Annotated in this window: 30 protein-coding genes and 2 tRNA genes; 19 read left to right on the top strand and 13 right to left on the bottom strand. The window is 60.4% G+C overall.

Going from position 1 to position 24,970, the window contains the following annotated elements:
• The first annotated feature begins 10 nt into the window (after positions 1–10).
• Entirely contained in the window at positions 11–202 is a 192-nt protein-coding gene (gene lptM / locus AC07VY_RS19695) for an LPS translocon maturation chaperone LptM (RefSeq protein ID WP_495098901.1), read from the top strand.
• A 133-nt stretch (positions 203–335) separates the two neighbouring features.
• Positions 336–1,613: a diaminopimelate decarboxylase gene (gene lysA, locus AC07VY_RS19690; protein WP_495098902.1), complete on the top strand. Its 1,278-nt coding sequence runs from the start codon at positions 336–338 to the stop codon at positions 1,611–1,613.
• A gap of 18 nt (positions 1,614–1,631) precedes the next feature.
• Here the strand turns inward: lysA and msrQ are convergent, their stop codons facing one another.
• The 5 genes from msrQ to AC07VY_RS19665 form a co-directional block, all read right to left on the bottom strand.
• Positions 1,632–2,261 carry a protein-methionine-sulfoxide reductase heme-binding subunit MsrQ gene (msrQ, locus tag AC07VY_RS19685; RefSeq protein ID WP_495098903.1) on the bottom strand — a complete coding sequence of 210 codons (630 nt, stop codon included), beginning with the start codon at positions 2,259–2,261 and terminating at the stop codon, positions 1,632–1,634.
• An 11-nt stretch (positions 2,262–2,272) separates the two neighbouring features.
• Complete coding sequence (gene msrP / locus AC07VY_RS19680) at positions 2,273–3,274, bottom strand: protein-methionine-sulfoxide reductase catalytic subunit MsrP (protein ID WP_495098904.1); 1,002 nt, start codon at positions 3,272–3,274, stop codon at positions 2,273–2,275.
• A 48-nt stretch (positions 3,275–3,322) separates the two neighbouring features.
• On the bottom strand, positions 3,323–4,666 hold the full coding sequence (ccsB, locus tag AC07VY_RS19675; RefSeq protein ID WP_495098905.1) for a c-type cytochrome biogenesis protein CcsB: 1,344 nt from the start codon (positions 4,664–4,666) through the stop codon (positions 3,323–3,325).
• Positions 4,663–6,780 carry a cytochrome c biogenesis protein ResB gene (locus AC07VY_RS19670; protein WP_495098906.1) on the bottom strand — a complete coding sequence of 706 codons (2,118 nt, stop codon included), beginning with the start codon at positions 6,778–6,780 and terminating at the stop codon, positions 4,663–4,665. The genes ccsB and AC07VY_RS19670 overlap by 4 nt, the downstream gene beginning before the upstream one ends.
• Positions 6,781–6,900: 120 nt before the next feature.
• The gene (locus AC07VY_RS19665) at positions 6,901–7,539 is read right to left on the bottom strand and encodes a c-type cytochrome (protein ID WP_495098907.1); all 639 of its coding nucleotides are present in this window, start codon (positions 7,537–7,539) and stop codon (positions 6,901–6,903) included.
• A gap of 215 nt (positions 7,540–7,754) precedes the next feature.
• On the opposite strand from AC07VY_RS19665, the gene yihA reads away from it, so the two are divergent.
• Complete coding sequence (gene yihA / locus AC07VY_RS19660; RefSeq protein ID WP_495075480.1) at positions 7,755–8,396, top strand: ribosome biogenesis GTP-binding protein YihA/YsxC; 642 nt, start codon at positions 7,755–7,757, stop codon at positions 8,394–8,396.
• 61 nt (positions 8,397–8,457) lie between these two features.
• Here yihA and AC07VY_RS19655 read toward each other — a convergent pair whose 3' ends face one another.
• Positions 8,458–9,324, bottom strand: a complete 867-nt coding sequence (locus tag AC07VY_RS19655; protein ID WP_495075149.1) for a lysophospholipid acyltransferase family protein — start codon at positions 9,322–9,324, stop codon at positions 8,458–8,460.
• Positions 9,325–9,337: 13 nt separating this feature from the next.
• Positions 9,338–10,192: a lysophospholipid acyltransferase family protein gene (locus AC07VY_RS19650; protein ID WP_495098908.1), complete on the bottom strand. Its 855-nt coding sequence runs from the start codon at positions 10,190–10,192 to the stop codon at positions 9,338–9,340.
• 151 nt (positions 10,193–10,343) lie between these two features.
• Between AC07VY_RS19650 and metK the strand changes: the two genes are divergently transcribed.
• Genes metK through AC07VY_RS19635 form a run of 3 tightly spaced genes read left to right on the top strand, consistent with a single transcriptional unit; the run spans position 10,344 to position 13,910 of the window.
• On the top strand, positions 10,344–11,525 hold the full coding sequence (metK, locus tag AC07VY_RS19645) for a methionine adenosyltransferase (protein WP_076201660.1): 1,182 nt from the start codon (positions 10,344–10,346) through the stop codon (positions 11,523–11,525).
• A gap of 8 nt (positions 11,526–11,533) precedes the next feature.
• Complete coding sequence (locus AC07VY_RS19640; protein ID WP_495098909.1) at positions 11,534–12,697, top strand: glycosyltransferase family 9 protein; 1,164 nt, start codon at positions 11,534–11,536, stop codon at positions 12,695–12,697.
• Entirely contained in the window at positions 12,687–13,910 is a 1,224-nt protein-coding gene (locus AC07VY_RS19635; RefSeq protein ID WP_495098910.1) for a multidrug effflux MFS transporter, read from the top strand. The genes AC07VY_RS19640 and AC07VY_RS19635 overlap by 11 nt, the downstream gene beginning before the upstream one ends.
• A gap of 15 nt (positions 13,911–13,925) precedes the next feature.
• Here AC07VY_RS19635 and galE read toward each other — a convergent pair whose 3' ends face one another.
• Positions 13,926–14,936, bottom strand: a complete 1,011-nt coding sequence (gene galE / locus AC07VY_RS19630) for a UDP-glucose 4-epimerase GalE (RefSeq protein ID WP_495098911.1) — start codon at positions 14,934–14,936, stop codon at positions 13,926–13,928.
• Between the two features lie 27 nt (positions 14,937–14,963).
• Positions 14,964–15,069: transfer RNA gene (locus tag AC07VY_RS19625), tRNA-Met, on the bottom strand.
• A 167-nt stretch (positions 15,070–15,236) separates the two neighbouring features.
• Between AC07VY_RS19625 and AC07VY_RS19620 the strand changes: the two genes are divergently transcribed.
• From AC07VY_RS19620 to AC07VY_RS19565, 12 genes are all read left to right on the top strand, one after another.
• Entirely contained in the window at positions 15,237–15,488 is a 252-nt protein-coding gene (locus tag AC07VY_RS19620) for a hypothetical protein (protein ID WP_495098912.1), read from the top strand.
• Positions 15,481–15,906, top strand: coding sequence for a type II toxin-antitoxin system VapC family toxin (locus tag AC07VY_RS19615; protein WP_495098913.1), 426 nt, complete (start codon positions 15,481–15,483; stop codon positions 15,904–15,906). Before AC07VY_RS19620 ends, AC07VY_RS19615 begins: the two co-directional genes overlap by 8 nt.
• Entirely contained in the window at positions 15,903–16,544 is a 642-nt protein-coding gene (locus AC07VY_RS19610; protein ID WP_495098914.1) for a helix-turn-helix domain-containing protein, read from the top strand. The genes AC07VY_RS19615 and AC07VY_RS19610 overlap by 4 nt, the downstream gene beginning before the upstream one ends.
• Before the next feature lie 110 nt (positions 16,545–16,654).
• Positions 16,655–17,299 carry a helix-turn-helix domain-containing protein gene (locus AC07VY_RS19605; RefSeq protein WP_495098915.1) on the top strand — a complete coding sequence of 215 codons (645 nt, stop codon included), beginning with the start codon at positions 16,655–16,657 and terminating at the stop codon, positions 17,297–17,299.
• Positions 17,296–17,436: a hypothetical protein gene (locus AC07VY_RS19600; protein ID WP_495098916.1), complete on the top strand. Its 141-nt coding sequence runs from the start codon at positions 17,296–17,298 to the stop codon at positions 17,434–17,436. The genes AC07VY_RS19605 and AC07VY_RS19600 overlap by 4 nt, the downstream gene beginning before the upstream one ends.
• Before the next feature lie 143 nt (positions 17,437–17,579).
• Positions 17,580–17,894 (top strand): hypothetical protein, encoded by a 315-nt coding sequence (locus AC07VY_RS19595; protein WP_495098917.1) that lies wholly within the window; start codon positions 17,580–17,582, stop codon positions 17,892–17,894.
• A gap of 10 nt (positions 17,895–17,904) precedes the next feature.
• On the top strand, positions 17,905–18,084 hold the full coding sequence (locus tag AC07VY_RS19590; RefSeq protein ID WP_495098918.1) for a hypothetical protein: 180 nt from the start codon (positions 17,905–17,907) through the stop codon (positions 18,082–18,084).
• A gap of 3 nt (positions 18,085–18,087) precedes the next feature.
• The gene (locus AC07VY_RS19585; RefSeq protein ID WP_495098919.1) at positions 18,088–18,243 is read left to right on the top strand and encodes a hypothetical protein; all 156 of its coding nucleotides are present in this window, start codon (positions 18,088–18,090) and stop codon (positions 18,241–18,243) included.
• Between the two features lie 193 nt (positions 18,244–18,436).
• Positions 18,437–18,637: a hypothetical protein gene (locus tag AC07VY_RS19580; protein WP_495098920.1), complete on the top strand. Its 201-nt coding sequence runs from the start codon at positions 18,437–18,439 to the stop codon at positions 18,635–18,637.
• On the top strand, positions 18,634–20,670 hold the full coding sequence (locus AC07VY_RS19575) for a replication endonuclease (RefSeq protein WP_495098921.1): 2,037 nt from the start codon (positions 18,634–18,636) through the stop codon (positions 20,668–20,670). Before AC07VY_RS19580 ends, AC07VY_RS19575 begins: the two co-directional genes overlap by 4 nt.
• A gap of 17 nt (positions 20,671–20,687) precedes the next feature.
• The gene (locus tag AC07VY_RS19570; protein WP_495111366.1) at positions 20,688–20,903 is read left to right on the top strand and encodes a DUF4224 domain-containing protein; all 216 of its coding nucleotides are present in this window, start codon (positions 20,688–20,690) and stop codon (positions 20,901–20,903) included.
• Positions 20,904–20,962: 59 nt separating this feature from the next.
• Positions 20,963–21,880 carry a tyrosine-type recombinase/integrase gene (locus AC07VY_RS19565; RefSeq protein WP_495098923.1) on the top strand — a complete coding sequence of 306 codons (918 nt, stop codon included), beginning with the start codon at positions 20,963–20,965 and terminating at the stop codon, positions 21,878–21,880.
• Positions 21,881–21,888: 8 nt separating this feature from the next.
• Here the strand turns inward: AC07VY_RS19565 and AC07VY_RS19560 are convergent, their stop codons facing one another.
• The 4 genes from AC07VY_RS19560 to hrcA all read right to left on the bottom strand — a co-directional run bounded on the left by AC07VY_RS19560 (position 21,889) and on the right by hrcA (position 24,047).
• Positions 21,889–22,254, bottom strand: coding sequence for a hypothetical protein (locus AC07VY_RS19560; RefSeq protein WP_495098924.1), 366 nt, complete (start codon positions 22,252–22,254; stop codon positions 21,889–21,891).
• A 1-nt stretch (position 22,255) separates the two neighbouring features.
• The gene (locus AC07VY_RS19555; protein WP_495098925.1) at positions 22,256–22,759 is read right to left on the bottom strand and encodes a Panacea domain-containing protein; all 504 of its coding nucleotides are present in this window, start codon (positions 22,757–22,759) and stop codon (positions 22,256–22,258) included.
• 174 nt (positions 22,760–22,933) lie between these two features.
• Positions 22,934–23,010 (bottom strand) — tRNA-Ile (locus tag AC07VY_RS19550).
• A gap of 32 nt (positions 23,011–23,042) precedes the next feature.
• Positions 23,043–24,047 (bottom strand): heat-inducible transcriptional repressor HrcA, encoded by a 1,005-nt coding sequence (gene hrcA / locus AC07VY_RS19545; protein WP_495075144.1) that lies wholly within the window; start codon positions 24,045–24,047, stop codon positions 23,043–23,045.
• Positions 24,048–24,075: 28 nt separating this feature from the next.
• On the opposite strand from hrcA, the gene AC07VY_RS19540 reads away from it, so the two are divergent.
• The gene (locus tag AC07VY_RS19540; RefSeq protein ID WP_495098926.1) at positions 24,076–24,969 is read left to right on the top strand and encodes an NAD kinase; all 894 of its coding nucleotides are present in this window, start codon (positions 24,076–24,078) and stop codon (positions 24,967–24,969) included.
• Position 24,970 lies beyond the last annotated feature (1 nt).

The following is a 24,970-nucleotide window of genomic DNA, read 5'->3' as shown; positions in this document are numbered from 1 at the left end:
CAATTTCGCCATGTTGAAGTTAAGCCAAATTCTAGTCAGACCCGTTGTTGCTACCGCCTGTATGGTGATTCTGGGCGCCTGCGGCCAGAAAGGTGACCTCTACCACCCAACCGAACCAGCTGCAGCCAAGCGCGCCACGCTGCCGCAAACACTGACGCCGGATGTCCTTAAACCGGCGGAAAAACCAGCTTCCGCCCCCTGAAAACCGCAACTTAAAGTGTTTTGCCAGACAAGCTTGGATCTGCAGGCCTGACCGCCAAAACACCTTGTATTTGCCATAGCCTTTGCCCTGCTGGCGCAACTAACATGGCACAAACTTTTTGCCTGACCATCCTATGACCTCCACGCCTCTGCCCGGCCAGCCCCATATTGCCTACCAAGACAACGTCCTCTGCGTGGAGGGCCAGTCGCTGGCGGCGCTGGCGCATACCCACGGCACGCCCTTGTACGTGTACTCCAAAGCGGCGATGCTGGATGCACTAGCCGCCTACCAGCGCGGCTTTGCAGGGCGCAACGCGCAGATCTGCTATGCCATGAAGGCCAACTCATCCCTGGGCGTGCTGCAGGTCTTTGCCGAAGCGGGCTGCGGTTTTGACATCGTCTCCCAAGGTGAGCTGGAGCGCGTGTTGGCCGCAGGTGCTGTGCCGTCCAAGGTGATTTTCTCGGGCGTGGGCAAGACTCGGGCCGAAATGCGCCACGCCCTGCAAGCGGGTATAGGCTGCTTCAACGTGGAAAGCACGGCTGAACTGGAAGTGCTGAACGAGGTTGCCCTGTCCCAGGGGCTGCGCGCCCCCATCAGCATCCGCGTGAACCCGAACGTGGACCCCAAGACCCACCCCTACATCTCCACCGGGCTCAAAGGCAACAAGTTTGGTATTGCACACGAAGACACCCTCGCCACCTACCGGCGCGCCGCCAGCCTGCCCGGTCTGGAGGTGAAGGGCATTGACTGCCATATCGGCTCGCAGATCACCGAAGAAACGCCCTACCTGGACGCCATGGACCGCGTGCTGGATCTGGTGGACGCCATCGAAGCCGCTGGCATCCCCCTGCACCACATCGACTTTGGCGGTGGCCTCGGCATCAACTACCAGGGCGACACGCCACCCGAAGCCGACGCGCTGTGGCACAAGCTACTGGCCAAATTGGACGCCCGTGGTTACGGCCAGCGCCAGTTGATGATCGAGCCGGGCCGCTCCCTGGTGGGCAATGCCGGTGTCTGCCTGACCGAGGTGCTCTACCTCAAGCCCGGCGAGCAGAAAAACTTCTGCATCATCGACGCGGCCATGAACGACTTGCCCCGCCCGGCGATGTACCAAGCCTACCACCACATAGCACCGGTCACGCCACGCACAGAAGCCAACACAACCTACGACGTGGTCGGCCCGGTGTGTGAAAGCGGCGACTGGATAGGCCGCGACCGCGATCTGGCAGTGCAACCCGGCGACATGCTGGCGGTACTGTCGGCCGGCGCCTACTGCATGAGCATGGCCAGCAACTACAACAGCCGGGGCCGTGCGGCCGAAATCCTGGTGGACGGCAACCAAGCCCACGTCATCCGCGCGCGGGAGACGATTGAAGACCAGCTACGCCTGGAAAAGCGCGTCGGTTAGTTGCTACATATTTAATAGCTACGCCCGCTGAGTGGATGTGCGGCGCAGCCCGATTTTCTTTATAAACTGCTGCACCCGCCAACCCAGCAATACCCCGATGATGGCGGCATAGACCGCCACTTCGGCAAAGTTGTGCTTGCCGGCTCGCATCCAGAAAAAGTGCAGCAGCCCCAGGCCGGCAATCAGATAGACCAGCTTGTGCAGCAACTGCCAGCGCTTGGCGCCCATGACCTTGATGGCGCGGTTGAAGGATGTGGCAGCCAGCGGCGTCAGCAACACGAAGGCCAAGAAACCCACCAGGATGAAAGGCCGCTTGGCGATGTCATGCGCGATGTCGCCCACGTCAAAACCCATATCAAAGCCGCTGTAGCTCAGCAGGTGGAGCACGACGTAGAAATAGGCAAACAGCCCCAGCATGCGCCGAAACCTGGCTAAAGCAGGCCAATTGGCCATGGTGCGCAAGGGAGTTACTGCCAGCACGATGCAGATGAAACGCAGCGTCCAGTCGCCGGTGGAGCGGATCAGGTACTCGGCCGGATTCGCACCCAGGCCGTTGGTGAAAGCGCCGTAGAGCAGCCAGGCAAACGGTAGCAAACACAGAACGAACACCAACGGCTTGGCCGCCGGATGCAACAGCAACTTTTTCATGGCTGTGCCGCTCAGTAAAACTTCTTCAGGTCCATGCCGGCGTACAGCTGGCCGACCTGGGCCTCGTAGCCGTTGAACATCAGCGTCTTGCGCTTCTTGGCAAACAGGCCGTCTTCACCAATGCGCCGCTCGGTCGCCTGGCTCCAGCGCGGGTGGTCCACATCGGGATTCACGTTGGAATAGAAGCCGTATTCGTTGGAAGCCGCCTTGTTCCAGGCGGTTGCCGGCTGTTTGTCGGTGAAGCGGATCTTGACGATGCTCTTACCGCTCTTGAAGCCGTATTTCCATGGCACGACCATGCGCACTGGTGCGCCGCTTTGATTGGGCAGCACCTCGCCGTACATGCCAAACGTCAGCAAGGCCAACGGATGCATGGCCTCGTCCAGGCGCAGGCCTTCTACGTAGGGCCACGACAACACGCGTGAACCCACGAAAGGCATGGTCTTGGGGTCAGCCAGGGTGACGAATTCCACATACTTGGCGCTGCCCAAGGGCTCCACGGCCTTGATCAACGCACTGAGCGAATACCCCACCCAGGGGATCACCATGGACCAGCCCTCCACGCAGCGCAGACGGTAGATACGCTCTTCCATGGGGCTAAGTTTGAGCAGGTCTTCCAGGGTGTACTTGGCCGGCTTTTTGACCATGCCCTCGATCTCGACCGTCCAGGGCTTGGTTTGCAGCGTGCCGGCGTTCTTGGCCGGGTCGGCCTTATCGGTGCCGAACTCGTAGAAGTTGTTGTAGCTGCTGGCGTCTTTGTAGTCGGTGACCTTCTCCATCACCACCGCGCCCGCCACGGACGACTTGGCGCCCACCAGCGGCGGCAGCTTGCCCCCACCTTGTCCAGCCCCCTGGGCCATCGCCTCACGCCCGGCCCAACCGGCCAAAGTGGCACCGGCGACGCCAGATGCCATCAGCTTGACCATGTCACGCCGGCCCTCGTAGATGCGCTGCGGCGTGATGTCGCTGGGGGTGGAATGGATGAAACCGTTGGCGCGGGACTTGATCAACATGGGGACTCCTTGGATACGTGAGTATCAGTCGTCCGAGATGAAAAAACCTTACAAGGTTCCGTAGCTGTGCAATCCACTCAGGAACATATTCACGCCCAAAAAGGCAAAACTGGTCACGCCCAGACCGGCCAGCGCCCACCAGGCAGCGACCGTGCCGCGCAGCCCCTTCATCAGCCGCATATGCAGCCAGGCGGCGTAGTTAAGCCAGACGATCAAGGCCCAGGTTTCCTTCGGGTCCCAGCTCCAGTAGCCGCCCCAGGCCTCGGCCGCCCACAAAGCCCCCAGCACAGTGGCAATGGTGAAGAAGGCAAAACCGACAGCGATGGACTTGTACATCACGTCGTCCAGAATTTCCAAAGCGGGCAAGCGCGAAGCGATGCGCTTACGCCCAGCCAGGATGCCGCCCATGATGGCTGCCGAAATCGCGAAATACACCGCCCAGTAGCTGCCGCCTGCCTCCGCCGTGGTCTTGCGGAACACCAGCGGCATGAAGCACAGCACAATGCCCAACAGCCACAGCGGCGTGAGCTTGTGCCAGCGGGTTTCCAGCGCCTGCTGCTTGACCAGATAAGCAAACGCCACCATGGCCGCCAACGAGAACGTGCCGTAACCGATGAAATTGGCCGGCACATGCAGCTTCATCCACCAGCTTTTCAGGGCGGGCACCAGGGGCTGGATTTCATGCGCTTCACGCACCACGGTGTACCAGAGCAGAAAGCCCACCGCCGCGCTGACCACCAGCATCACCATCGCCCCCAGGGCACGGGTCTGGTACTGGGCCTCAAAGTACAGGTAGAAGGTGGTCGTGAGCCAGCAGAACAACACGAACACCTCGTACAAATTACTGACCGGGATATGGCCCACATCGGCACCGATCAGGTAACTTTCATACCAGCGCACCATGGTGCCCACCAGGGCCATGGTCACGGCAGCCCAGGCGATGCGCGAGCCTATGGACTCCATGCTGGCGCTATTGCTACCCGAAGCCACCACGCCCAGCCAATAAAAAATGGTGGACATGAAAACCAGCACGCTCATCCACAGAATGGCCGACTGGCTGGACAAGAAATACTTCAACCAGAACACCGACTCCGAGCGCGGCAAACTGCCCAGCCCGTCCACCTGGTAGGACCAAATCGCCAGCAGGGACAAGGCGGCCACGGCCAGCATCAACACCCGCAAGGGGCGCCAAAACCAGCCCACCCAGATGGCGGCAGGCATGGCTGCCAGCAAGATACCTTTTTCATAGACATCCATAAAGCCCATATAGCGGCTGAACGCAAACAGACCACCTGCCAGCACCAGGGCGGCAAAAATCCAGTCCACAGGGTTACGGCGCGAGAAATATCCCTCGTTCAACTGGATGGTGGTGGGTGCGGTTGCTGTATTCATATTGATTCCTTGGCCCCAAGCAACTTGCTCTTGAGGTGGTCAAATTCGCGGTCACCGTCCATCGTCTTGCGGTTGGTGGACAACGCCATGGAAGCCTGCGTCTGGCCATCGCGGCTGCCGAGCCAGACCCATACGCGGCGTTCACGCACGTACAGCATGGCGAACACGCCCAGTATCAGGAAGGCGCAGCCAAGATACACGACTTTTTTACCGGGCGCGCGGGCCACCTGGAAGACACTGGCCTGTACTTGATGAAAGTCAAGCAATTCAAACACCATGGGCACGGGGTAGAGCTGCACATCGCTCAAAGCCAGCACCGCCTGCGTCATGAAGCCCTGGTTTTTGGCGTCGGGCTCCAGGGGCGGCAGACCGGCCTTTTCCTGGCTGATCTGTGCCAGCTCGAACAGCACGCCGTTCAGAATGCGCACCAGCACCTCGCCGGCCCGCGCTCGCTCGTCCTGCGGCACATTGGCTTCGATGAAGTCCGAGATGGCCTGCAAGCCACCGTTCGGCGTGCCCGCAGCCGTCGGCGCCTGGCTACCGGCGAACAAGGCCATGGCTCGGCCGGCAGAAACCATCAGCTGCTGTGCCAGTTCGGGCCGGCTGCGGTCTACCGCCTTGGCAGCGTAGCGCTGCACCGCCCGCTCGCGCAGCACCGGGTCGGCCAACGCCGCACGCAAGCGCGTGAAGCCCTCCATGCTGTCTTGTGCGTCGGCAGGAATGCGCAGGTAGCGGAAGGCATCAGCCGGATTCTCGCGCACGCCCAACAGAAAAGCCGGTACGCCGTCACCCGTGTCCACCGGCAGCATGTAATTGTGGAACTCGCGGGCCTGGCCCGCCGCATCCCGCAGTTTGTAGCTGATGCTGGGGCCTACATTGCGCAGCACCTTCTGGGTCTGCGTCTTGTTCGCCGCGCCCAGGCGCGAGTCGATGGAATGGCGCAGATCCACCTTGCGCACATCGGCACCAGAAGCGGCAGCGTCACCGAAATTCTCCACATTGATGACACGCAGTGCGGTGTATTCCAGCGTCAGCTTATCGTCGCCCCCCCCCAGGGATACTGGCGCGCTACCACCAATCACACCGTCGATTTCAAAGGGCTTGACCCCGGCCACCATGGGCAGAGCCCGCAGCTTGACCGAGGAACCACCATCGTCAAAGCTGGACTGGTAAATCTCCACGCCCTTGTAACTGGCCGGGTGGTTCACCTCGACCCGCGCCGGAATCGCCGCACCGCTTTCCTTGTCGTGGATCACAATGTCGCTGGCAAACAGCTTGGGCATGCCGGTGGAGTAGTACTCGACGAAGAACTTCTTCAGCTCGATGGCAAACGGCAGGTCTTGCAGCACCACACCATCCGACTGGTTCAAGATGGCCACGCTGGCCTGCGAGCCCTCGGCCACCAGCAGGTTGCCACGGAAGGTCGGGTTGTTCGGGCCCAGGCGGTAGTCTTGCGGTACATCGGCAATCAGTCCGCCGCCCTTGTAGACCGACTTGCCGTTGAGCAACATCTGCGCCTTCACCACCAGGTCGCCGTCAGACAAGCCCCCCAGGCAGATCAGCACGATGGCACTGTGCGCGGCGATATAGCCCAGCTTGTTGGCCGCACCGGCTTTGGCGGCAACCATCCAACCGTTGTCACGTTGCTGCAGCTTGACCTTCCAGCCGCCGCTGACCAGGGTTTGCCCAATGCGACGGGCAGCAACTTCGGGCGCCTCGTCCAATGCCGCCTCGGCGCGGTGGGCAAATGCCTTCAGGCTCTGCTCGCGGATGTTTTCCTTGTAGACGCGCAGCTCGGCCAGGATCTTGGGCGTGCTGCGCGCAATGCACAGCGAGGTACTGAGCACCAAAAACGCCAGGATCAACATGAACCACCAGGCACTGTAAATAGTGGTCAGGCTGGCCGCCGCAAATACCTGCGCCCAAAACGGGCCAAACTGGTTCACGTAGTTCACCAGCGGCTCCTGCTGCTTGAGCACCGTGCCGATGATGGAGGCAATGCAAATCACAGTCAGCAGCGAGATCGAGAAACGCATCGACGACAGCAACTCCACCGCGGAGCGCAGGGCCTGGGAGCCGGTTTTGACGCGAACGCCGTGGGTGGTAACGGTCATGGAAGGAAAAAAGATCTGCAATAGCAAGAATCAAAAAGGGCGGGCCATCAAGAATGGACCGCCCTTTAGTGTGTGAATATGGCGCTTGGTTCCATCACAGAACCCGCACCCTGGCCCCCCTCAATGAAGGCCGGCCACGTAGTCGGATACAGCCTTGATTTCGCGGTCATTCAGTTTGGCGGCCACTTGCGTCATTTGCGGACTATTCTTGCGCGAGCCATCACGGAAAGTGGTCAGTTGCGCAGCCACATAGTCGGCATGCTGGCCACCCAGGCGCGGATACTGGGCTGGAATGCCGGCACCGTTCGGGCTGTGGCATCCGGCGCAGGCGGCGATCTGGCGATCGGCAATGCCGCCGCGGTAAATACGCTCACCCAAAGCAACCAGCTCCTTGTCCTTGGCGAATCCAGGCTTCGCCTTCTTGGAGGTAACCCAGTAGGCAATATTGCGCATGTCCTCGTCGCTGAGCGTGCTGGCAAAGCCCTTCATGATGGCGTTGTTGCGTTTGCCGGACTTAAATTCCTGCAGCTGCTTCACCAGGTATTGGGGATGTTGCTGGGCCAGCTTGGGGTTGGCCGGAACGCCTGAATTGCCGTCGGCGCCGTGGCAGGCTGCGCACACAGCTGTGAAGCTTGCCTCGCCTTTAACCAAATCCGGCTTCGCTGCCGCCGATGCAGGAGCGGCCTCTTCGGCAGCCGTAGCTGAGAACATGGGTGCGGCCAGAGCGACGGCGGTAAGCAAGGAGACAAGAAGCTTCATATCGTGGTTCTTATTAATGTCTGTTCGTGTGCATACAACCCGATGATTCTACAATGCGGGTCCGGTTCTCTCCATGAGAACCTCTTGAAGATCGCATGATTCCTACCTCTACACCGCCCTCCGACGGCTCCGCGGCGAGCCCGTCCGGCGCGCCCCGCAGCCCTGCTGCACCTGCAATTCCCACCAAAAGCCAGGCCGTCATCGCCTCGGGCTGGATGCACACGGCCAAGTTCCTGACCACCGCACCACAGCTGCACCACCTACCGCCGCTGACCGTGCCCGAGATCGCTTTCGTGGGCCGCTCCAATGCGGGCAAGTCCACCTGCATCAACACACTGACACAGCAAAAACAGCTGGCCTACGCCTCAAAAAAACCCGGCCGCACCCAGCACATCAATCTATTCAGCCTGGGCAAACAAGGCGTGATGGATGCCGTGCTGGCCGACCTCCCCGGCTATGGCTACGCCGCCGTGCCCAAGGCCGACAAGATCCGTTGGCAACAAGTGATGGCCAACTACCTGGTCACCCGCGAAAACCTGGTGGGTATCGTGATGATGTGCGACCCGCGCCACGGCCTGACCGAGCTGGACGAAATCCTGCTGGACATCGTGCGCCCGCGCGTGGTGGAGGGTTTGAAGTTCCTGATCCTGCTGACCAAGGCCGACAAGCTGAACCGCGAAGAGTCCACCAAGGCCCTGTCCATCGCGCGCCTGCAGGCCGGTGGCGGCGAGGTGAAGCTGTTCTCGGCGCTGAAGAAACGCGGCATAGACGAAGCCAGCCAACTGCTCTGGGACTGGGCCCACCCAGCCACACCGCAGGCATCCACGCTGCCGCAAGAGTCGGCCAACGAAGAATAGTCTTTTAGGCCCCTGGCGCAGGCAGTACCTGCGCCAGCAGCTCCTAAAAACAGAGCGAACCTCAATACACCTCGGCCTGACCTTCCGGCCGGGTCTTGAAGCGTTTGTGCACCCAGAAGTACTGCTCGGGCATGCGGAGGATGTAGTCCTGCAGGCGCTGGTTCATCAGTGCCGTATCGGCCTCCACATCGTTCGTGGGGTAGTCCGTCCAGGCGGGCAGTATCTGCACCTCGTAGCCCTGCGGCGTCATGCGCGTCAACACCGGCACCACCTTGGCCCGGCCCAAGCGTGCAAAGCGCGGCAGCGAGGGCACGGTGGCGGCCGGCACGCCAAAGAAGGGGACGAAGAACGCATCCTTGGCACCAAAGTCCATGTCCGGCAGCAGGTACAAAGGATTGCCGGCCTTTACCAGGGCCACAATCGGCTTCATGGGCCCGCCCCGGTCGAATAGCTCCGCATTGCCGAAGCGCTGACGGCCCTCGGCGATCCATGCGTCCATCACCACATTCGACTGCGGCGCAAACAAGGTACTGAATTGGCGTGGCACCTGCTGCGACAACGCAGTAGCGCCCGCGTCCAGCCCCACGAAATGCGGCACGAACAAAACCGTGGGCGCATCGCCCTGCAGTTGGGCCACATCACCGGTCAACTTCAAGCGCTGCAAGGTCCGTGCGGGCGGGCCACTCCATAGCCAACCACGGTCCAGCCACGCCTGGGTAAAGTGCACGAATATTTTGCGCACCAGCGCACGCCGTTCCTGCACAGAGCGCTCTGGAAAGCATAGCGCCAAATTAGTCATCGCCACTGCGCGCCGGCCGGCCAGCAGCCCGTACAAAAGCATGCCCAAAGCCCAACCTGTGGCGCGCAGCCAGGACAAGGGCAGGCGCGCCAGCAGGCGCATCACAACAATCACAGCATGGGACAACATCAACGCTCCAGAATCAAGCCGAGGGCGGGGTTTCTTTGCGCGGCTGTTTGTAGCGCGCGTAACTCCAGAGGTACATGCCGGGACGTTGGCGAATCAGCGCTTCCATCGCCTGGTTCAGCGCGGTGGCAGCCACTTCGTCACCCTGGTCCAACGGCAGTTGCAGGGAATGCACATGGATGACATAGCCACGCCCCCAGGGCAAACGATCGCCCAAGGCTACCAGGATTGGTGCCCCGGTTTGGCGTGCCAAACGTAAAGCCAGGGTCATGGTGTAGGCCGGACGGCCAAAGAACGGAGCCCATACGCCCTGCCCAACGCCTGGCACCTGGTCGGGCAGCATCCCGACCACGCGGCCCTGCTTCAGCGACTTGAGAATCATGCGCACGCCAGCAGTGGTGGTGGGTGCAGCTTCCAGACCCGGCGCCGAACGCGCCTCTTTCAACAGGCCGTCAAGCCATGCAAATTTGGACGGCTTGTACAAGATCGTCATGTCGCCGTACTGCGCGGAAAAGCGCGCAGCATGCGCCTGCGGGACGACTTCGAAGCTGCCCACATGCGGCGTCATGAAGACCAGACCTTTGCCTTGGGCCAGTGCGGCCTCCAGCAATTCCACGCCCTGCCAGGTGATCTTGGGTAGCTTTTGCGCCCGCGGACGCAGCCACAACCAGGGCAACTCGGTCACCAACTTACCAGCTTCGGCAATCGCGCGGCGTGCCTGGCGCGGGGCAATGCCGGCCTGGGCCACGTTCTCGCGAAAGCGCCTGCGGTAGGTGGGTGACGCCAGGTACGCCACCCAGCCCAGCAGTGCGCCTACCATGTGCAACACCGCCAGAGGCAGATAGGCAGACCATCGGAATATCAGGGACATAAAACTAGGCGGTAAAATAAAAGCTGTCGCTGAGTTAATTGAACTACTTGCAGGGCGACTTAAAACACATCTGCTAAAGCGTTCGCCGAGGCCCAAAGCTAGAAGCAACGCATCCCGTGTATTGTCTTCAAAACGAAGGAGCTTAATCAAAATGGCGAACGACTTCCTCTTTACCTCCGAATCGGTCTCTGAAGGCCACCCCGACAAGGTCGCCGACCAAATCTCCGACGCGATTCTGGACGCTATCTTCAAACAAGACCCGCTGAGCCGTGTAGCCGCAGAAACGCTGACCAACACCGGTCTGGTCGTGCTGGCCGGCGAGATCACCACCAACGCACATGTGGACTACATCCAAGTGGCGCGTGACACCATCAAGCGCATCGGCTACGACAACACCGAATACGGCATCGACTACAAAGGCTGCGCCGTGCTCGTCGCCTATGACAAGCAGAGCAACGACATCGCCCAGGGCGTGGACCACGCGAGTGACGACCACCTGAATACCGGCGCCGGCGACCAGGGCCTGATGTTTGGCTACGCCTGCGATGAAACTCCAGAGTTGATGCCTGCCCCGATCTACTACGCCCACCGTCTGGTGGAGCGCCAGGCCCAGTTGCGCAAGGACGGCCGCCTGCCCTTCCTGCGCCCCGACGCCAAGAGCCAGGTGACGATGCGCTATGTGGACGGCAAGCCGCACTCGATCGACACCGTGGTGCTGTCCACCCAACACAGCCCGGACCAGAGTGAAACCTCGACCAAGATGAAGGCCTCGTTCACCGAAGCCATCATTGAGGAGATCATCAAGCCGGTGCTGCCCAAGGAATGGCTGCAGAACACGCGCTACCTGATCAACCCGACCGGCCGTTTCGTCATCGGCGGCCCGCAAGGCGACTGCGGCCTGACCGGCCGCAAGATCATCGTCGACACCTACGGCGGCGCCTGCCCGCACGGTGGCGGCGCGTTCTCGGGCAAGGACCCGAGCAAGGTCGACCGCTCGGCCGCCTACGCCGCACGCTATGTGGCGAAGAACATCGTGGCCGCCGGCCTCGCGCGCCAGTGCCAGATCCAGGTGGCCTACGCCATCGGCGTGGCCAAGCCCATGAACATCACGGTCTACACCGAAGGCACGGGCGTGATCTCCGACGACAAGCTGTCAGCCCTGGTCGCCGAACACTTCGACCTGCGCCCCAAGGGCATCATCCAGATGCTGGACCTGCTACGCCCGATCTACGAAAAGACCGCCGCCTATGGCCACTTCGGCCGCGAAGAACCCGAGTTCACCTGGGAACGCACCGACAAAGCAGCAGCACTACGGGCGGCGGCAGGCCTGTAAAGACCTCTGTGGCAAGCACAGCAGCACGCCGCTGGGGCGCGCTGGGTCCATGGGATGCCTTGCGGCAGCCCCTGCCCCTGCCGCGCAAATTGCTGATCCTGGGTCCGCAAGGCCTGGGTGATGTGATTGCCGTGCTGCCCGCGCTGCGTCTGCTGCAACGCAACGTCAAGGTAGACATCAGTTGGATGGGCAACCGCACCCACCAGCCTCTGGTGGCCATGATGGGCGTCAGCGATTTCATCCCATTGGATGCAGACCAGACCCTGGCCGGTTTTGACGCACTGCTTGCGTACAACGATATCCATCCAGCCAAGACCCCGGGGCGTTTGGACCTGGCTACCATCCCGGTCCGCATAGGCTCGGCCAGTGGCGCCGAATTGCCCCACTGGTGCAACCACATTGTGTTCACCAAACGCTACGGCTGGCCCCGCCACGAGGCGCAGCGCAATCTGCGCATGCTCATCCCGTTTGGCATCACCGCCAACGACACGCTGCCAGCCGTAGAAAAGTGGATGAACCTGCTGGCACCCGCAGTACGCATGCCAGTCGATCTGCCGCAGGACAGCTATGTCGTGCTGCACCCCTTCTCCGCCGGTTCGGCGCGCGAATGGCCCATCGCGCACTGGGTTGAACTTGCGACGCGGCTGGCCCACCAAGGCCGCTCCGTGGTGCTGACGGGATCACCAGCCGAAAGCCAACGCCTGGCACAACAGTGGCCAGCCATCAGCCGTCCAGCCGGGGTGTTCGATGCATTTGGTCGTCTGGACTTGCAGCAGCTCAGCCATTTGCTGCAACGTGCCGACGCCGTCGTGGCAGCCAGCACCGGCCCGCTCCACGTCGCAGCAGCATTGGGCACGCCGACCTTGGGTTTGTTCGTCCCGCGCAAGGGCCTGATGCTGGACCGTTGGGCACCTCTGGGTGCCCAGGCCGTAGGTATGCAAGCCCACCGCAGTTGCCCCGGACGCCGCCGCTGCGACGCCCCGTCCTGCGCCTGCATGTACGACCTGTCGCCAGCACTGATTGCATCAGCGCTGCCGGCGACATCGGGTGACAGCATCCAGCTGCAGGCCATTCCACCCACCTGCCTGCTGAGCAAAACCCAGCTTAACGGTATTGCCAGCGACACCTCAGGCTACACGGGCAGCACCATCCCATCGCACCATGAACCCTAACGCCGCCCAATTGTGGGTCGCACCCCGTTGGGCCCTGGCCATCTTGCTGGCGGTGCTGGGCATGCTGGGGCCGTTTTCCATTGACACATTCATTCCCGCGTTCGACGGCATAGCCAGCTCATTGGGGGCCACGCCGGCACAGATGCAGCAAACGCTGTCGGCCTATCTGTTCGGCTTTGCGTTCATGAATCTGTTCCACGGAGCGCTGTCCGACAGCTTTGGCCGGCGTCCAGTCGTACTGACCGGGCTTGCCGTCTTTACGGTGGCCAGCATGGGCTGTGCGCTGTCGCAAAGCATTGGGCAACTGGTGTTCTTCCGCGCCCTGCAAGGCCTGTCCACCGGTGCTGGCATCGTGGTGTCCCGCGCCGTGGTGCGCGATATGTTTCCACCGGCACAGGCACAAAAGGTCATGAGCCAGGTCACCATCTACTTTGGCGTGGCGCCCGCCATCGCGCCCATCATCGGGGGGTGGCTATTTGTCCACCTGGGTTGGCACAGCATCTTCTGGTTTCTGGCGGGCATTGGCTTGCTGCTGTGGATCTCCAACTTCCGCTATCTACCGGAAACGCTGGACCCTGCCCAGCGCCAACCCTTCAATGCGCGGCACCTACTGCAAGGCTACGGCGAGCTGTGCTCCAACCCGCGCTTTCTGTTGCTGGCGCTGGCCAGCGGCATTCCGTTCAACGGCATGTTTTTGTACGTGCTGTCCGCGCCGGCCTTCCTGGGGCAAATCCTGGCGCTACAGCCCACAGAGTTCTTCTGGTTTTTTGTGCTGACCATCAGCGGCATCATGACGGGCGCCTGGATCAGCGGACGCATGGCGGGCAAGGTGGCACCCAAGACACAAATCCGCCATGGCTTTGCCATCATGGTGCTGGTGTCTGTAGCCAACGTGGTCGCCAACTGGCTGTTCAAGGCCCATGTGGCTTGGGCCTTGATTCCGGTGGCGATCTTCGCCCTGGGCTGGGCCATGATGGTGCCAGCCGTCACCCTGCTGGTGCTGGACCTTTACCCCGCCCGGCGCGGCATGGCCTCGTCCCTGCAGGCCTGCCTGGGCTCCATTGCCAATGGCCTGGTGGCAGGCATACTCGCGCCACTGGTCATGCATTCTGCGCAGGCCCTGGCATTGGCATCTCTGACCATGATGGGCATTGGGCTAGTCGCCTGGGTATGGCTACACCGGCGCTGGCCGGAAATCGGCCGCGCGGCCTGACGTGAAAAAGCAGCTTTAGGCGGCAAACCCGCGCGGGTTGGCACTTTGCCAACGCCAGGCGTCGGCGCACATGGCATCCAGGCCACGCTCGGCGCGCCAGCCCAACAGCTCCGCGGCAGCATGCGGTTCGGCATAGCAAGCCGCCACATCGCCCGGGCGACGAGCCGCCACTTGATAAGGCACAGGCTTGCCGCTAGCGAGCTCAAAGGCTTTCACCATGTCCAGCACGCTATAGCCGATGCCGGTGCCCAGATTCACCGTGAGGAAATCAGGCACAGACTGCAAACGCTCCAGCGCCTTCAGATGACCCACGGCCAGATCCACCACGTGGATGTAGTCACGCACACCGGTGCCATCGGGTGTGTCGTAGTCATTGCCCCAGACGTTCAAAAACTCACGCTGCCCCACAGCCACCTGGGCCACGAACGGCATCAGGTTGTTGGGAATGCCGCGAGGATCTTCACCAATTAGGCCGCTGATATGCGCGCCCACCGGGTTGAAATAACGCAAGATGCCAATACGCCAGGACGTGTCGCTGCGATGCAAATCACGCAGCAGATCCTCCACCATCAGCTTGCTACGACCGTAAGGGTTGGTAGCGGAAAGTGGGTGGTCCTCGGTCAGAGGCAGACGCTGCGGATCGCCATACACCGTCGCCGACGAACTGAACACCAGCGTCTTCACGCCGCACTCGCCCATGGCCTCCAGCAGGCGCAAAGTGCCCACCACATTGTTGTCGTAATAACGCAAGGGCTGCTGCACCGATTCGCCCACGGCCTTCAAACCCGCACAATGGATGACGGCAGTGGCGCCGCTGCTGCGCAATGCAGCAAGCAGTGCCGCACGGTCCCGGATATCGCCCTCAATCACGTGAGGCTTCTTACCGGTGATGCGCTCCACGCGCGCCAGGGACTCGGGCTGGCTGTTGCAAAAGTTGTCGAATACCGTGACGTCTTGCCCTGCATTCAGCAGTTCAACGCAGGTATGCGTTCCGATATAACCAGCGCCACCCGTCACGAGAATCATGGGAACCTTTTCATGCAAAAGATGAAATGGTAGGGCGTGAGTGACTTGAACACTCGACCAAAGGATTATGAGTCTAGAAAAAAACTCAACCCCACCAACATGTTAGCGCCTGCAACCATCTACAAACGCACCTCTATTCTATGGCTGGAACACCGCATGTTTGCTGGGCCATTTTGCGTTTTGTAGAAGCTATTGGGGGTGTCTTTCTGTTGTGCGAATTGGTCTGCTGATCACCGTTTACACCGGCTGCTTTCCATCTCTTCAAAGGCCTGAAATTGCCCTGTGCGGTAAACTCCACCCATGAAAAACGCACAGTCATTGCATGCAAAACCCGTCACAGCTGGATATTTCCACGTGCCCGGCGCTGCGCATTCGCTGGGCAAGGGCCGTACGCAGGCGACTTCGATCATTTTGAAAACCGCTACCAATGCCAAGCGGCAGCATTCCGCCATCGGCAAGCTGGTGAAAATGTGCAAGGAATCTCCGGTGGCAACCACCGCAAGAGGCATTACGGCGGAAGTGCGTAGAGACCGCGACCGCGGCCATGACTGAACTGGTTGTAATTGACGCCAGCGTCCTGCTGGCTATCGCCCTACCCGACCCGCAAGCCAACAAAGATTACGCCATGGCGTTGCTGTTCGCCATCGACAAAGGCGACGTAACCCCGGTCATGACGCAACTGTGTCAGCACGAGGTGGCTGCAAAGCTGGTGCGCAAAGTCAGAGGCCTGACCATTACTGCCTCAAAGGCCCGCGAGTTTTTCGACCTGTTGACCGATGTCAGCTTTCAACACATCGTCGATATCCGGGATGCCGAGTCCCTCTTTTCTGATGCGATGGACTTGGGCTGTGGCAGCTATGACGCGGCCTACGTCCGGGCCGCACTTGATAACGGCGCACAACTGGCTACCTTGGATAAAAAGCTGATACCGCACCTCGTTACAAACGATGTGCAGCGATGGACCCCATGACAACTACTGACATCGATAAACCGGAAGCGCCAAGTGCCCCGGAAGATCAAATCGGCGAGCGAATTGCCCAAAAACGCATTGCAAAAGGGCTGAACCATGACGGCCTTTCTAAGCTCACCAAATTGCTAGATAGCCCATCAAATTCAGGGATTAGTCGAACAACTATTCGAGGCTATGAAGTGGGCCTCTACAAACCTGGTGCTCGTGAGCTTCGCATGCTCTCTGAGGCGTTAGAGGTTACGCCGACCTGGCTTATTTTCGGAGGCGAAGAAAGCAGCAACTCCGAATCACCGGCAAGAGGTGAGCCGGAGATGCTGCCAAAAACTGACCTTGAAAAGGGCCTATTCGCCCTATTTATGCTTTGGAAACTGGATGCACCAGAGCGGGAAGTGATTTACGGCGTACTTCATTCAATGTCTCGGCTGAAGCATGGCGAAAACGCGTACCGCGCTAGCACGATGGCAGTCGCGGACATGATGGCTCTTTTCAATGACTTCCTGTCTGACATGCGAGAAGGTAAAACCATAGAGTCGGATAACGTACAAGCGCTTGCCCTCGGACACATTCCTAAGCTGCAAAAAAAGCTGGAAGAAGAGTTCGGTTTGACATTTGCAGACCTCTGGAAAAAAACAATCTGACAGTTTTCGAACAAATTCTGTCGAGTTTCGATTGACCACCACATCATCGCTACCTAGAATGTGCGCAAACAAACGGCTTTCGTTTGTTTGCAAACACGAAAGGTTTCGACATGAGCACCCAACGCAAGGGAATTTCCCCTGAGCAAATCCGACAAGCATCCAAAGACCTCAACCTAACGGTTGCGTCCATCGCAGAGGGCACCGGTCTTTCCAAAGCCTATATCAGCGAGTTTCGCAACGAAACGCGCAACCTGTCTCCATCCCAGCAAAGCCAAGTCCGCGCCTACCTCGAAGCCCAATACGAGGAACAAGGTAGCCAGTTCCCCGAAGACCAAGACACCAGCACGCAAGACCTGCTGCAAGGGCTGGGCGGCATCGTTCAGCGGGTCAGTCGGCCCGCCATCCTGCTATCGGATGAGGTGCCGAAGGCGCAAGCAGATCAGCTGCTGCACCTGATCGACTCGAACCGCGTCAAAGCGACCGACATCCTGTCTCAGGAATTCAAATCTGGCGGCGTGTTCGGTGGTCAGTTTTCTGACGCCACCGAAAACGCTATCCGTGAACTGTTCGCGGTCCTGGCCCTTAACTACGTAGCAATCCTGATGCTGCAGGGCCGCAACATTGCACGGAAGGTGCCCGACGACCACCAGCCCAAAACTGTAGGTGATTGGCTGTCGTCCCACCTTTCCAAATCGCCGCTGGCACATCACCTGCCCGACGATGCCGACGCACAACAAGAGCCGGAGGCAGCATGAGCAACTTCACCATTCCGGTTTCAATGCTGTCAAGCAAAGGCACGGGCGGCGCAGTTGCAGCGGGTGTAATCGGCCTGCTCATCGTCCTCATGCTTGCGTCCCAGCGCGATCCAACTGTACGCAATCGCACCGTTTGACGGGGATTTTGATGCGGTTAAAACCATCAAAACCTAGTTCTGATGCGGGTTTGCGGCCTGTAGCCTCTGCAACGGGGTTGCAGGTAGTGAGCGGCGATTCGGCCCCCTCCTTTTGCCAAGCAATGGGCAGTCGGGCAACCCCAATGTGTCCTGACTGGGCGCCGCTGGGCGCCGACCAGGGGACCCACGCAGTGGGGTGGGGAGGGAACCCTGTCACGCCGGGTGCATACGTCGCCCCGGTGCTGCCCGCATCGGCCCCGCATTTCCGCGTGCTGGATACCGGCGTTGCATTCGTCGTGGCCTACGCAAGCACCAGCAGGGGCGAAGCCGTGGCGGTATCTGAACACGGCCAGGCCACCAGCGCCGCACAAGAGGCCCGCCGCCTCAATCGACAACGGGGAGCCAAGCCCCGCGCACGCCGCCCCGTGCGCTGCTTCGATGCTGACGCGTTCGCCTGAAAGGTTGCACATGAAAACCATTTACTCCACCTCCCGCGAGTCAGCGGGGAACGGCTTCGCCTCGTGGTGGCGCAGCGATATCGACCCGCGTTTTTTCTACGTGTCGATTTACGACGTGTTCTTCGGCACTGCCAGTGATGGTCGCGCCGTGGTTGACGACTTCGGAAACCTCGTTGCACTCAAAGGCTGAACCATGCCCAAGCTTGATTTGCTGATTGCCAAATTGGATTTCTACGTTGTCGGCCCCGGCTGCAAGTCGCTGTTCTCGTTTGAAGTGTGCGACGAAGGCATTTTTCTGTTCATCACGCCAATTCAGTTTGCGCTGCTCTGGCCCTGGGTGAAAGTCTGATGCACACCCCCACGCCCCGCCCGTTCGCCTGGTGGGCCACGCCCACCCAGCGCGTCCACTGCGCACAGGCACCGCAGGCCATCCCAGCGCCTGCACGCCGGCCCTTTTCAAAGCCGAATGCCGGGATGCCACCCGCCCCGGGTTCGGCCCTGAAAACGGCCCAAATCTTCCAGTTCCCTCAGCGAAAGCACGTATGAGCGACCAGCGCACCTACGCCCCTGGGCTGATCTCATGGCCCGAACCCCGCATGAGCGATGCCGCATACCGTCTGCGCAACTTGCGAGCCCATTACGAACGCACCCTGGAAGCACGGCCCTTCGACGATGCCGACGCCTACAACGCAGCATGCCGCTTGCGCGAGCAAGGCGCCTACCTGATCGGGTATTTCGCATGATGGCCGCTGCAGCATTGCCAGACGCCACCGCTTTCGACCTGAGCGACTGCGATCTGAACGACGCCGCACGCCGGGCCTCCGCGTCATGTCAGCGCACTTGCGCACGCTGGAAAAACGACGAAACACCCGAGCCCACCATACGCCGCATCCTGCGCAACATTGCCAAGCAGCACAGCATCCAGTTGCCCAACAAGGCCGGCCTGCTGGAGGTCACCAACCGGCTATGCGATACCGCATGGTGGCGCCGCGCACTGCGCAAACGCTTCCGCTCCGTGGAGCATGCCGCCATCCTGGCCGGGCGTGTCCACCGCCACGCCGGGCGGTATGTATCGGACCACGCCATGAAGCGGGCTGTACGCAACCAACAGCGGGTTTCTGAACTGCTGGCCTCCCTGGTGGCGATCAACCAGGCCACGGGCGAAATGCTGCCTCTGGATGAACTGGCAAAGGGAAGCCTTGCCAACCCGGCCAACCGCCGCAGCGCCCTGATGGCACGCATCAAGGGCATAGAGACACACGCCAAGGCCAAAGGGTACGAGGCGCTATTCCTCACCCTCACCTGCCCCAGCCGGTTCCATGCCCGGCACAGCAGCGGCCAGCGCAACGACCGCCACGACCGCACTGCGCCCCGCCAGGCGCAGGCCCACCTAAACGGGGTATGGCGGCTGGCCTTGCGCAAGCTGGAACACGGCGGCGTGCCACTGTGCGGGCTGCGCGTGGTGGAGCCACACCACGACGGGTGCCCGCATTGGCACGTTCTGGTGTTCACCCCACCCGAGCACTGCGAACAGGTGATTTCCACATTCAGCGCCTATGCCCTGAGCGAGTCGCCCGACGAACCAGGCGCGGCAGAACACCGCTTTGTGGTGGAGCGCATCGACCCGGCCAAGGGCAGCGCCGTGGGCTACGTCGCCAAGTACGTGTCCAAGAGCATCGACGGCGAAGGCGTGGGCACCGACCACGAAACCGGCGAGGCTGCGGCGTCGTCGGCCTCCCGCATCGTGGCGTGGGCGCGGCTGTGGGGCATCCGGCAATTCCAGTTCTTCGGCGTGCCGCCCATCACCCCCACGCGGGAACTGTTCCGCCTGGGCAGCGTGGGCGACGAAAGCCCCGGCCTGCTGGCCGCGTTCGCCGCCACCAAGGCAAACGACTACGGCGCCTGGCTGATGGCCTGCGAGGTCTTCAAGCTGGATTTCAAGGTGGTCTATGCAGAGCGCCCCAGCACCCGTTACCGCGACGAAGTGGCCCGCTGCATCAAGGGGGTGAAGGCCAAGGCCTGCGACCTGCTGAGCGCCCTGCTGTTCACCACCCGCACCGAGGAATGGCGCATCGAAACCAAGGCCAAGCCGCGGGAACTGGAGGTTTTGACCCCGCACCCCGCCCCTCCTTGGACTCGATTCAATAACTGCGCACCTGTTGATTTACAAGGCTTTTTTACAGACCCGATAGGAATAGAGGCCCCGAAACCAGGCCACAAAAAACAGGACTGTTACGCACACCAGGCAGCGCGGCCAGAGGACGCATTTTTATCGGCCCATGGACCCTACAGACCCGGCCAATCCCGCATTTTTTTACGAGACACCAGCACCATGATCAGCGCACCAAAAGAGATTTGGGGAGTAAACGTGTTCGCCGCATTTGTGGATGAACTGGGCATGCCGCGAACCTGCGACATCCTGGGCGTACCAGAGGCCAAGGTGCGCCGCTGGCTGCGCAATACAGGGATGCGCGATCTGGACCCCGTGCCCCGCATGGCGGTGCTGGCGCTGTACTGGGAAACCAAATACGGGCGCTCCATGATCGACACATCCCAGGTGAACGAAATCCGAATGCTGTACCAACGCATCCACCTGCTGGAAGACCAGTTCGCCAAAGCCCGGGACATTGTCATAGGCCTTCGCAAGCTGCACACCGGCACCGCCAACGAAGCCTATTTCGACGATCTGCAAGAGATAGAGCGCTTCAAGCTGGACACCTATGGCGTGTCGCGCAGCGTGGCGGAAGAACAGCAACTCCGGGCGCATGCGGGGTGATCATCACTATGGACACAATGATTTTCCTCACCTCGGATGAGGTCACCGAATTGACCGGGTTCAAGACACCGGCCCGCCAGGTCGAATGGCTGAGCAAAAAGGGCTGGCGGTTTGAAATCAACGGCAACCGCAGGCCCATCGTGGCGCGCAAGTACACCGAGAAGATGCTCGGCTGCGGCGCCCCCGAAGAAGCCGCGCACCGGCCGAATTTCGCAGCATTGCGGGGTGCCTGATGGGGCGCAGACGACAAGGGAATTTTGACGACCCGCCGCGCTTCCACCAAAAGGGCCGCGTGTGGTACCACGTCAGCGGCACCCTGCCGCGTGTGTGGACCAAGCTGTCCAACGACCGGGCCGAAGCCTTGCGCCTATGGGCGCAGCGCGAAGGCGTCCGAGAGGACGATTCAACCCGCCTCTTTTCCGTTGTGGCCAAGCGCTACGTGCGGGAGGTCTTGCCCACCAAAGGGGTGCAGACCCGTTGGGACAACGAGAAAGAACTGGCGAACCTGCTCAAGGTGTTCGCGCATATGCCCATCGACGCCATCGAGCCGATGCACATACGCGAATATCTCGACGTCCGGGGCCAGGTGGCAAAGGTCCGCGCCAACCGCGAAAAGGCCCTGTTCTCCCACATCTTCAACAAGGCACGGGAGTGGGGGTTTACGGCCATGCCGAACCCCTGCCAGGGCGTGAAAGGGTTCAGGGAAACGGGGCGCTCGCGCTACGTCACAGACGCCGAATTTGCCCAGGTGAAGGCACACGCACACCCCACGGTGATCGACGCTATGGACCTGGCCTTGCTCACCGGCCAACGCCCGGCCGACGTGCTCAAACTCAAACGGGCAGACGTGCGCGACGGGGCGCTGTGGATCGTGCAGAACAAAACCAGCGCCCGCCTGGGGATCGAAGTGACCGGGGAACTGGAGGAGGTCATCACCAGGATCACCGCCCGCTCCAACAAGGTCACCAGCCTATTCCTGATCCAAGACGACAACGGCCAGCCGCTCAGCAAGGATGCGCTGCGCTCACGCTTCGACAAGGCCCGCACGCTGGCCGGTGTGAGTTTTCAATTCCGAGATATCCGGGCCAAGGCGGCAACCGATACGGGCGACCTGGCGCACTCGCAGAAGCTGCTTGCGCACAAGAATCGAGGGATGACCGAGCACTACGTTAAGGCGCGGATGGGGGAGCGGGTCAAACCTCTTCGCTGATGGAGTCTTTACTTTCGCGATGACGCACCAAAAATAAAACTTAGGGCGGAAAGGATGACACTACCCAAAAATTTGCGCGTATCTGCAAGCTCTGGGTTTGCTGTGAAAAAAAGACTGATGAGCAACAGCAACAACGAGCATACGATTACAAAGCCAGCAATGTTCGTTGGAGCGGTTGAGTTCGATCCAAAAAACTTTCCCAGCCAGCCCAAGTTTTGCCCGTTGTGTTGCAGCCGATAAAGCTCGCCAGAATCAGCGTAAAACTTCTCCTCCGCTTGAGCGGACAAATTAGCCTGCCCATTGGTATGCGCCTCAACATCAGGATTGATCGCCACCTCACCAATATCACCGCGAGGTGTTGGCCCAGTCGCCATATTACGCAGCAGCCTGTTGCTTAGACTTGTCCACCATTTCTTTGAAATGTGCAGCTATACGTTCGAACGGGATATCGGCACCCTTCACACCAGCTTTTTCCGCCCAAGTGATCTCCCACGGACTGCCTTTCGCATGAGTCATTTCAGATAGCGTAAGCCCCGTGAACTTCCCGTAGCTAGCCCAGACATTTCGCAGAAATTTCTTAACGGATTCATCCTGCGGTGGTGGCACCTCGGCGAGACCCAACGAAAAGTCAAAATCTGTCGCTTTCGCGGAAATTGGATTCGACCCGAAGCATTTGAACTCATGATAAAGCGATGAAATAACCGGGCCATACTGCCAAGCCTCTACCGTCTCGTCTATGAGTGGGGTTCCTGTATATCCGGCATACCAGCCATGCGCGTAGTAAACCAGTTTCTGCAGCTTCATGGGGCGAATCGTCTCCCCATGCTCCTTAGCAAGATCAATGAAATAGTTTGCTATTGCTTTTGGACTGTAGATCATAGAAATTGTCCTTTCACCAAGCTGTATTTAAATACAGCACTAGCTAAACATTAGACCACTACCGCAAATTTCAAGCCATCGCAACTATCGAGCGACGCATGGAAATTGTAGAAAAACATCCACAAATGTAGAAAGGCCCCAGCACCTTGATCGGGCGCTAGGGCGCATGAATAATGGTAGGGCGTGAGTGACTTGAACACTCGACCAAAGGATTATGAGTCCTCTGCTCTAACCAACTGAGCTAACGCCCCACACAACCCAGCATTCTAACTGGCGCCGGGGCCTATTTTTGGTGGCTGAGGGCGTTGCTGACCAGCTTGGACGTAATGTCCACAATCTGGATCATGCGGTCATAGGCCATGCGGGTGGGACCGATGACGCCCAAGGTGCCTACGATCTGGCCATCGACCTCATAGGGTGCACTGACGATGGACAGCTCTTCGAAGGGCACGACCTGGCTTTCACCACCGATATAAATACGAACGCCCTCAGCCCGGCTGGAGACATCCAACAGGCGCATCAGCTGGGTCTTTTGCTCGAACAGATCAAACGCCCGGCGCAGATGGCCCATGTCGCTGGAAAAGTCGCTGACGGACAGCAGGTTGCGCTCTCCGGAAATGACGACCTCGTCTTGCTCGCGCGCCAGAGCTTCGGAGCCGGCATTCACCGCCGCCTGCATCAGGCTGGCGATTTCGCCGCGCAAAGATTCAACCTCATTCTTCAAGCGTTCGCGCACCTGCTCGATGGACAAGCCGGCGTAATTGCCGTTCAGGTAATTGGCCGCCTCGACCAGTTGCGAGGACGAGTAATCTACCTCGGTGAAGATCACGCGGTTCTGCACATCGCCCTCGGGCGAGACGATGATGACCAAAAAACGCCGCTCGGACAGGCGCAAAAATTCGATATGGCGAAACACCGAGGTGCGCCGCGGCGCCATTACCACGCCAACAAACTGCGACAGGTTGGACAGCAGGTTGGCGGCGTTGACGATGACTTTTTGCGGCTGCTCGGCCACCAGCTTGGGCGGTGCCAGCGGGCCGGGCTGGGCGGTGAGCATGGTGTCCACAAACAGGCGGTAGCCACGCGCGGTGGGGATGCGGCCGGCCGAGGTGTGCGGGCTGACGATCAGACCCAGCTCTTCCAGGTCGGACATCACGTTGCGGATGGTGGCTGGCGACAGGTCCAGGCCCGAGGCTTTGGACAGCGTGCGCGAGCCAATTGGCTGGCCATCGGCGATATAGCGCTCGACCAGCGCTTTCATTAACAACTTGGCACGGTCATCGAGCATGTCACCATTTTAATGATGTAATTTGTAGATGAAATCACAATTCCGCCACGTGGCGCTATTTGGGAAATATGCTGCACCGGGCACCCATGTCGCCAACGCCTCATCATGCAAGGTGCTGGAGGACATTGCACTTTTTTTAAGCAGCCAAGGATGCTCCGTGGTAGTGGACCTGGACACGGTGGCCAACACCGGCCTGCAGGGCTATCCGGCACTGGATGTAGACGCGATTGGCAAGCAATGCGACCTGGGCCTGGTGGTCGGCGGCGACGGCACCATGCTCGGCATAGGCCGGCAGATGGCCCAGTACGGCGTGCCGTTGATCGGTATCAACCAAGGGCGCCTGGGCTTTATTACCGACATCCCGCTCAACAATTACCAGGCCACGCTGACGCCGATGCTGCTGGGCGCTTTCGAGGAAGACCACCGCAGCCTGATGCACGCCCGGGTCATGCGGGCGGGTGAATGCGTATTCAGCGCACTGGCCATGAACGACGTGGTGGTGAACCGCGGCGCTACCTCTGGCATGGTGGAGCTGCGGGTGGAGGTGGACGGCCACCTGGTGTCCAACCAGCGGGCCGACGGCCTGATCATCGCCACGCCTACCGGCTCCACCGCCTATGCGCTGTCGGCCGGCGGGCCGCTGATGCACCCATCCATCCCCGGCTGGCTGATGGTGCCCATTGCCCCCCACACATTGACAAACAGGCCCATCGTGCTTGCAGATGCTGCGGAGGTAGCTATAGAACTCATAGCAGGCCGAGATGCCAGCGCAAACTTCGACATGCAGTCGCTGGCCACCCTGCAGCACGGTGACCGCATCGTCGTGCGCCGCTCCGAGCACCGCGTGCGCTTTCTGCACCCCCAGGGCTGGAGCTACTTCGACACCCTGCGCAAAAAACTCCACTGGAACGAGGGCGCCTGAG

Source organism: Rhodoferax sp. GW821-FHT02C08 (assembly GCF_059421805.1).
The sequence above is the reverse complement of the archived record's forward strand: the minus strand, read 5'-3'. Positions and strand labels throughout refer to the sequence as shown.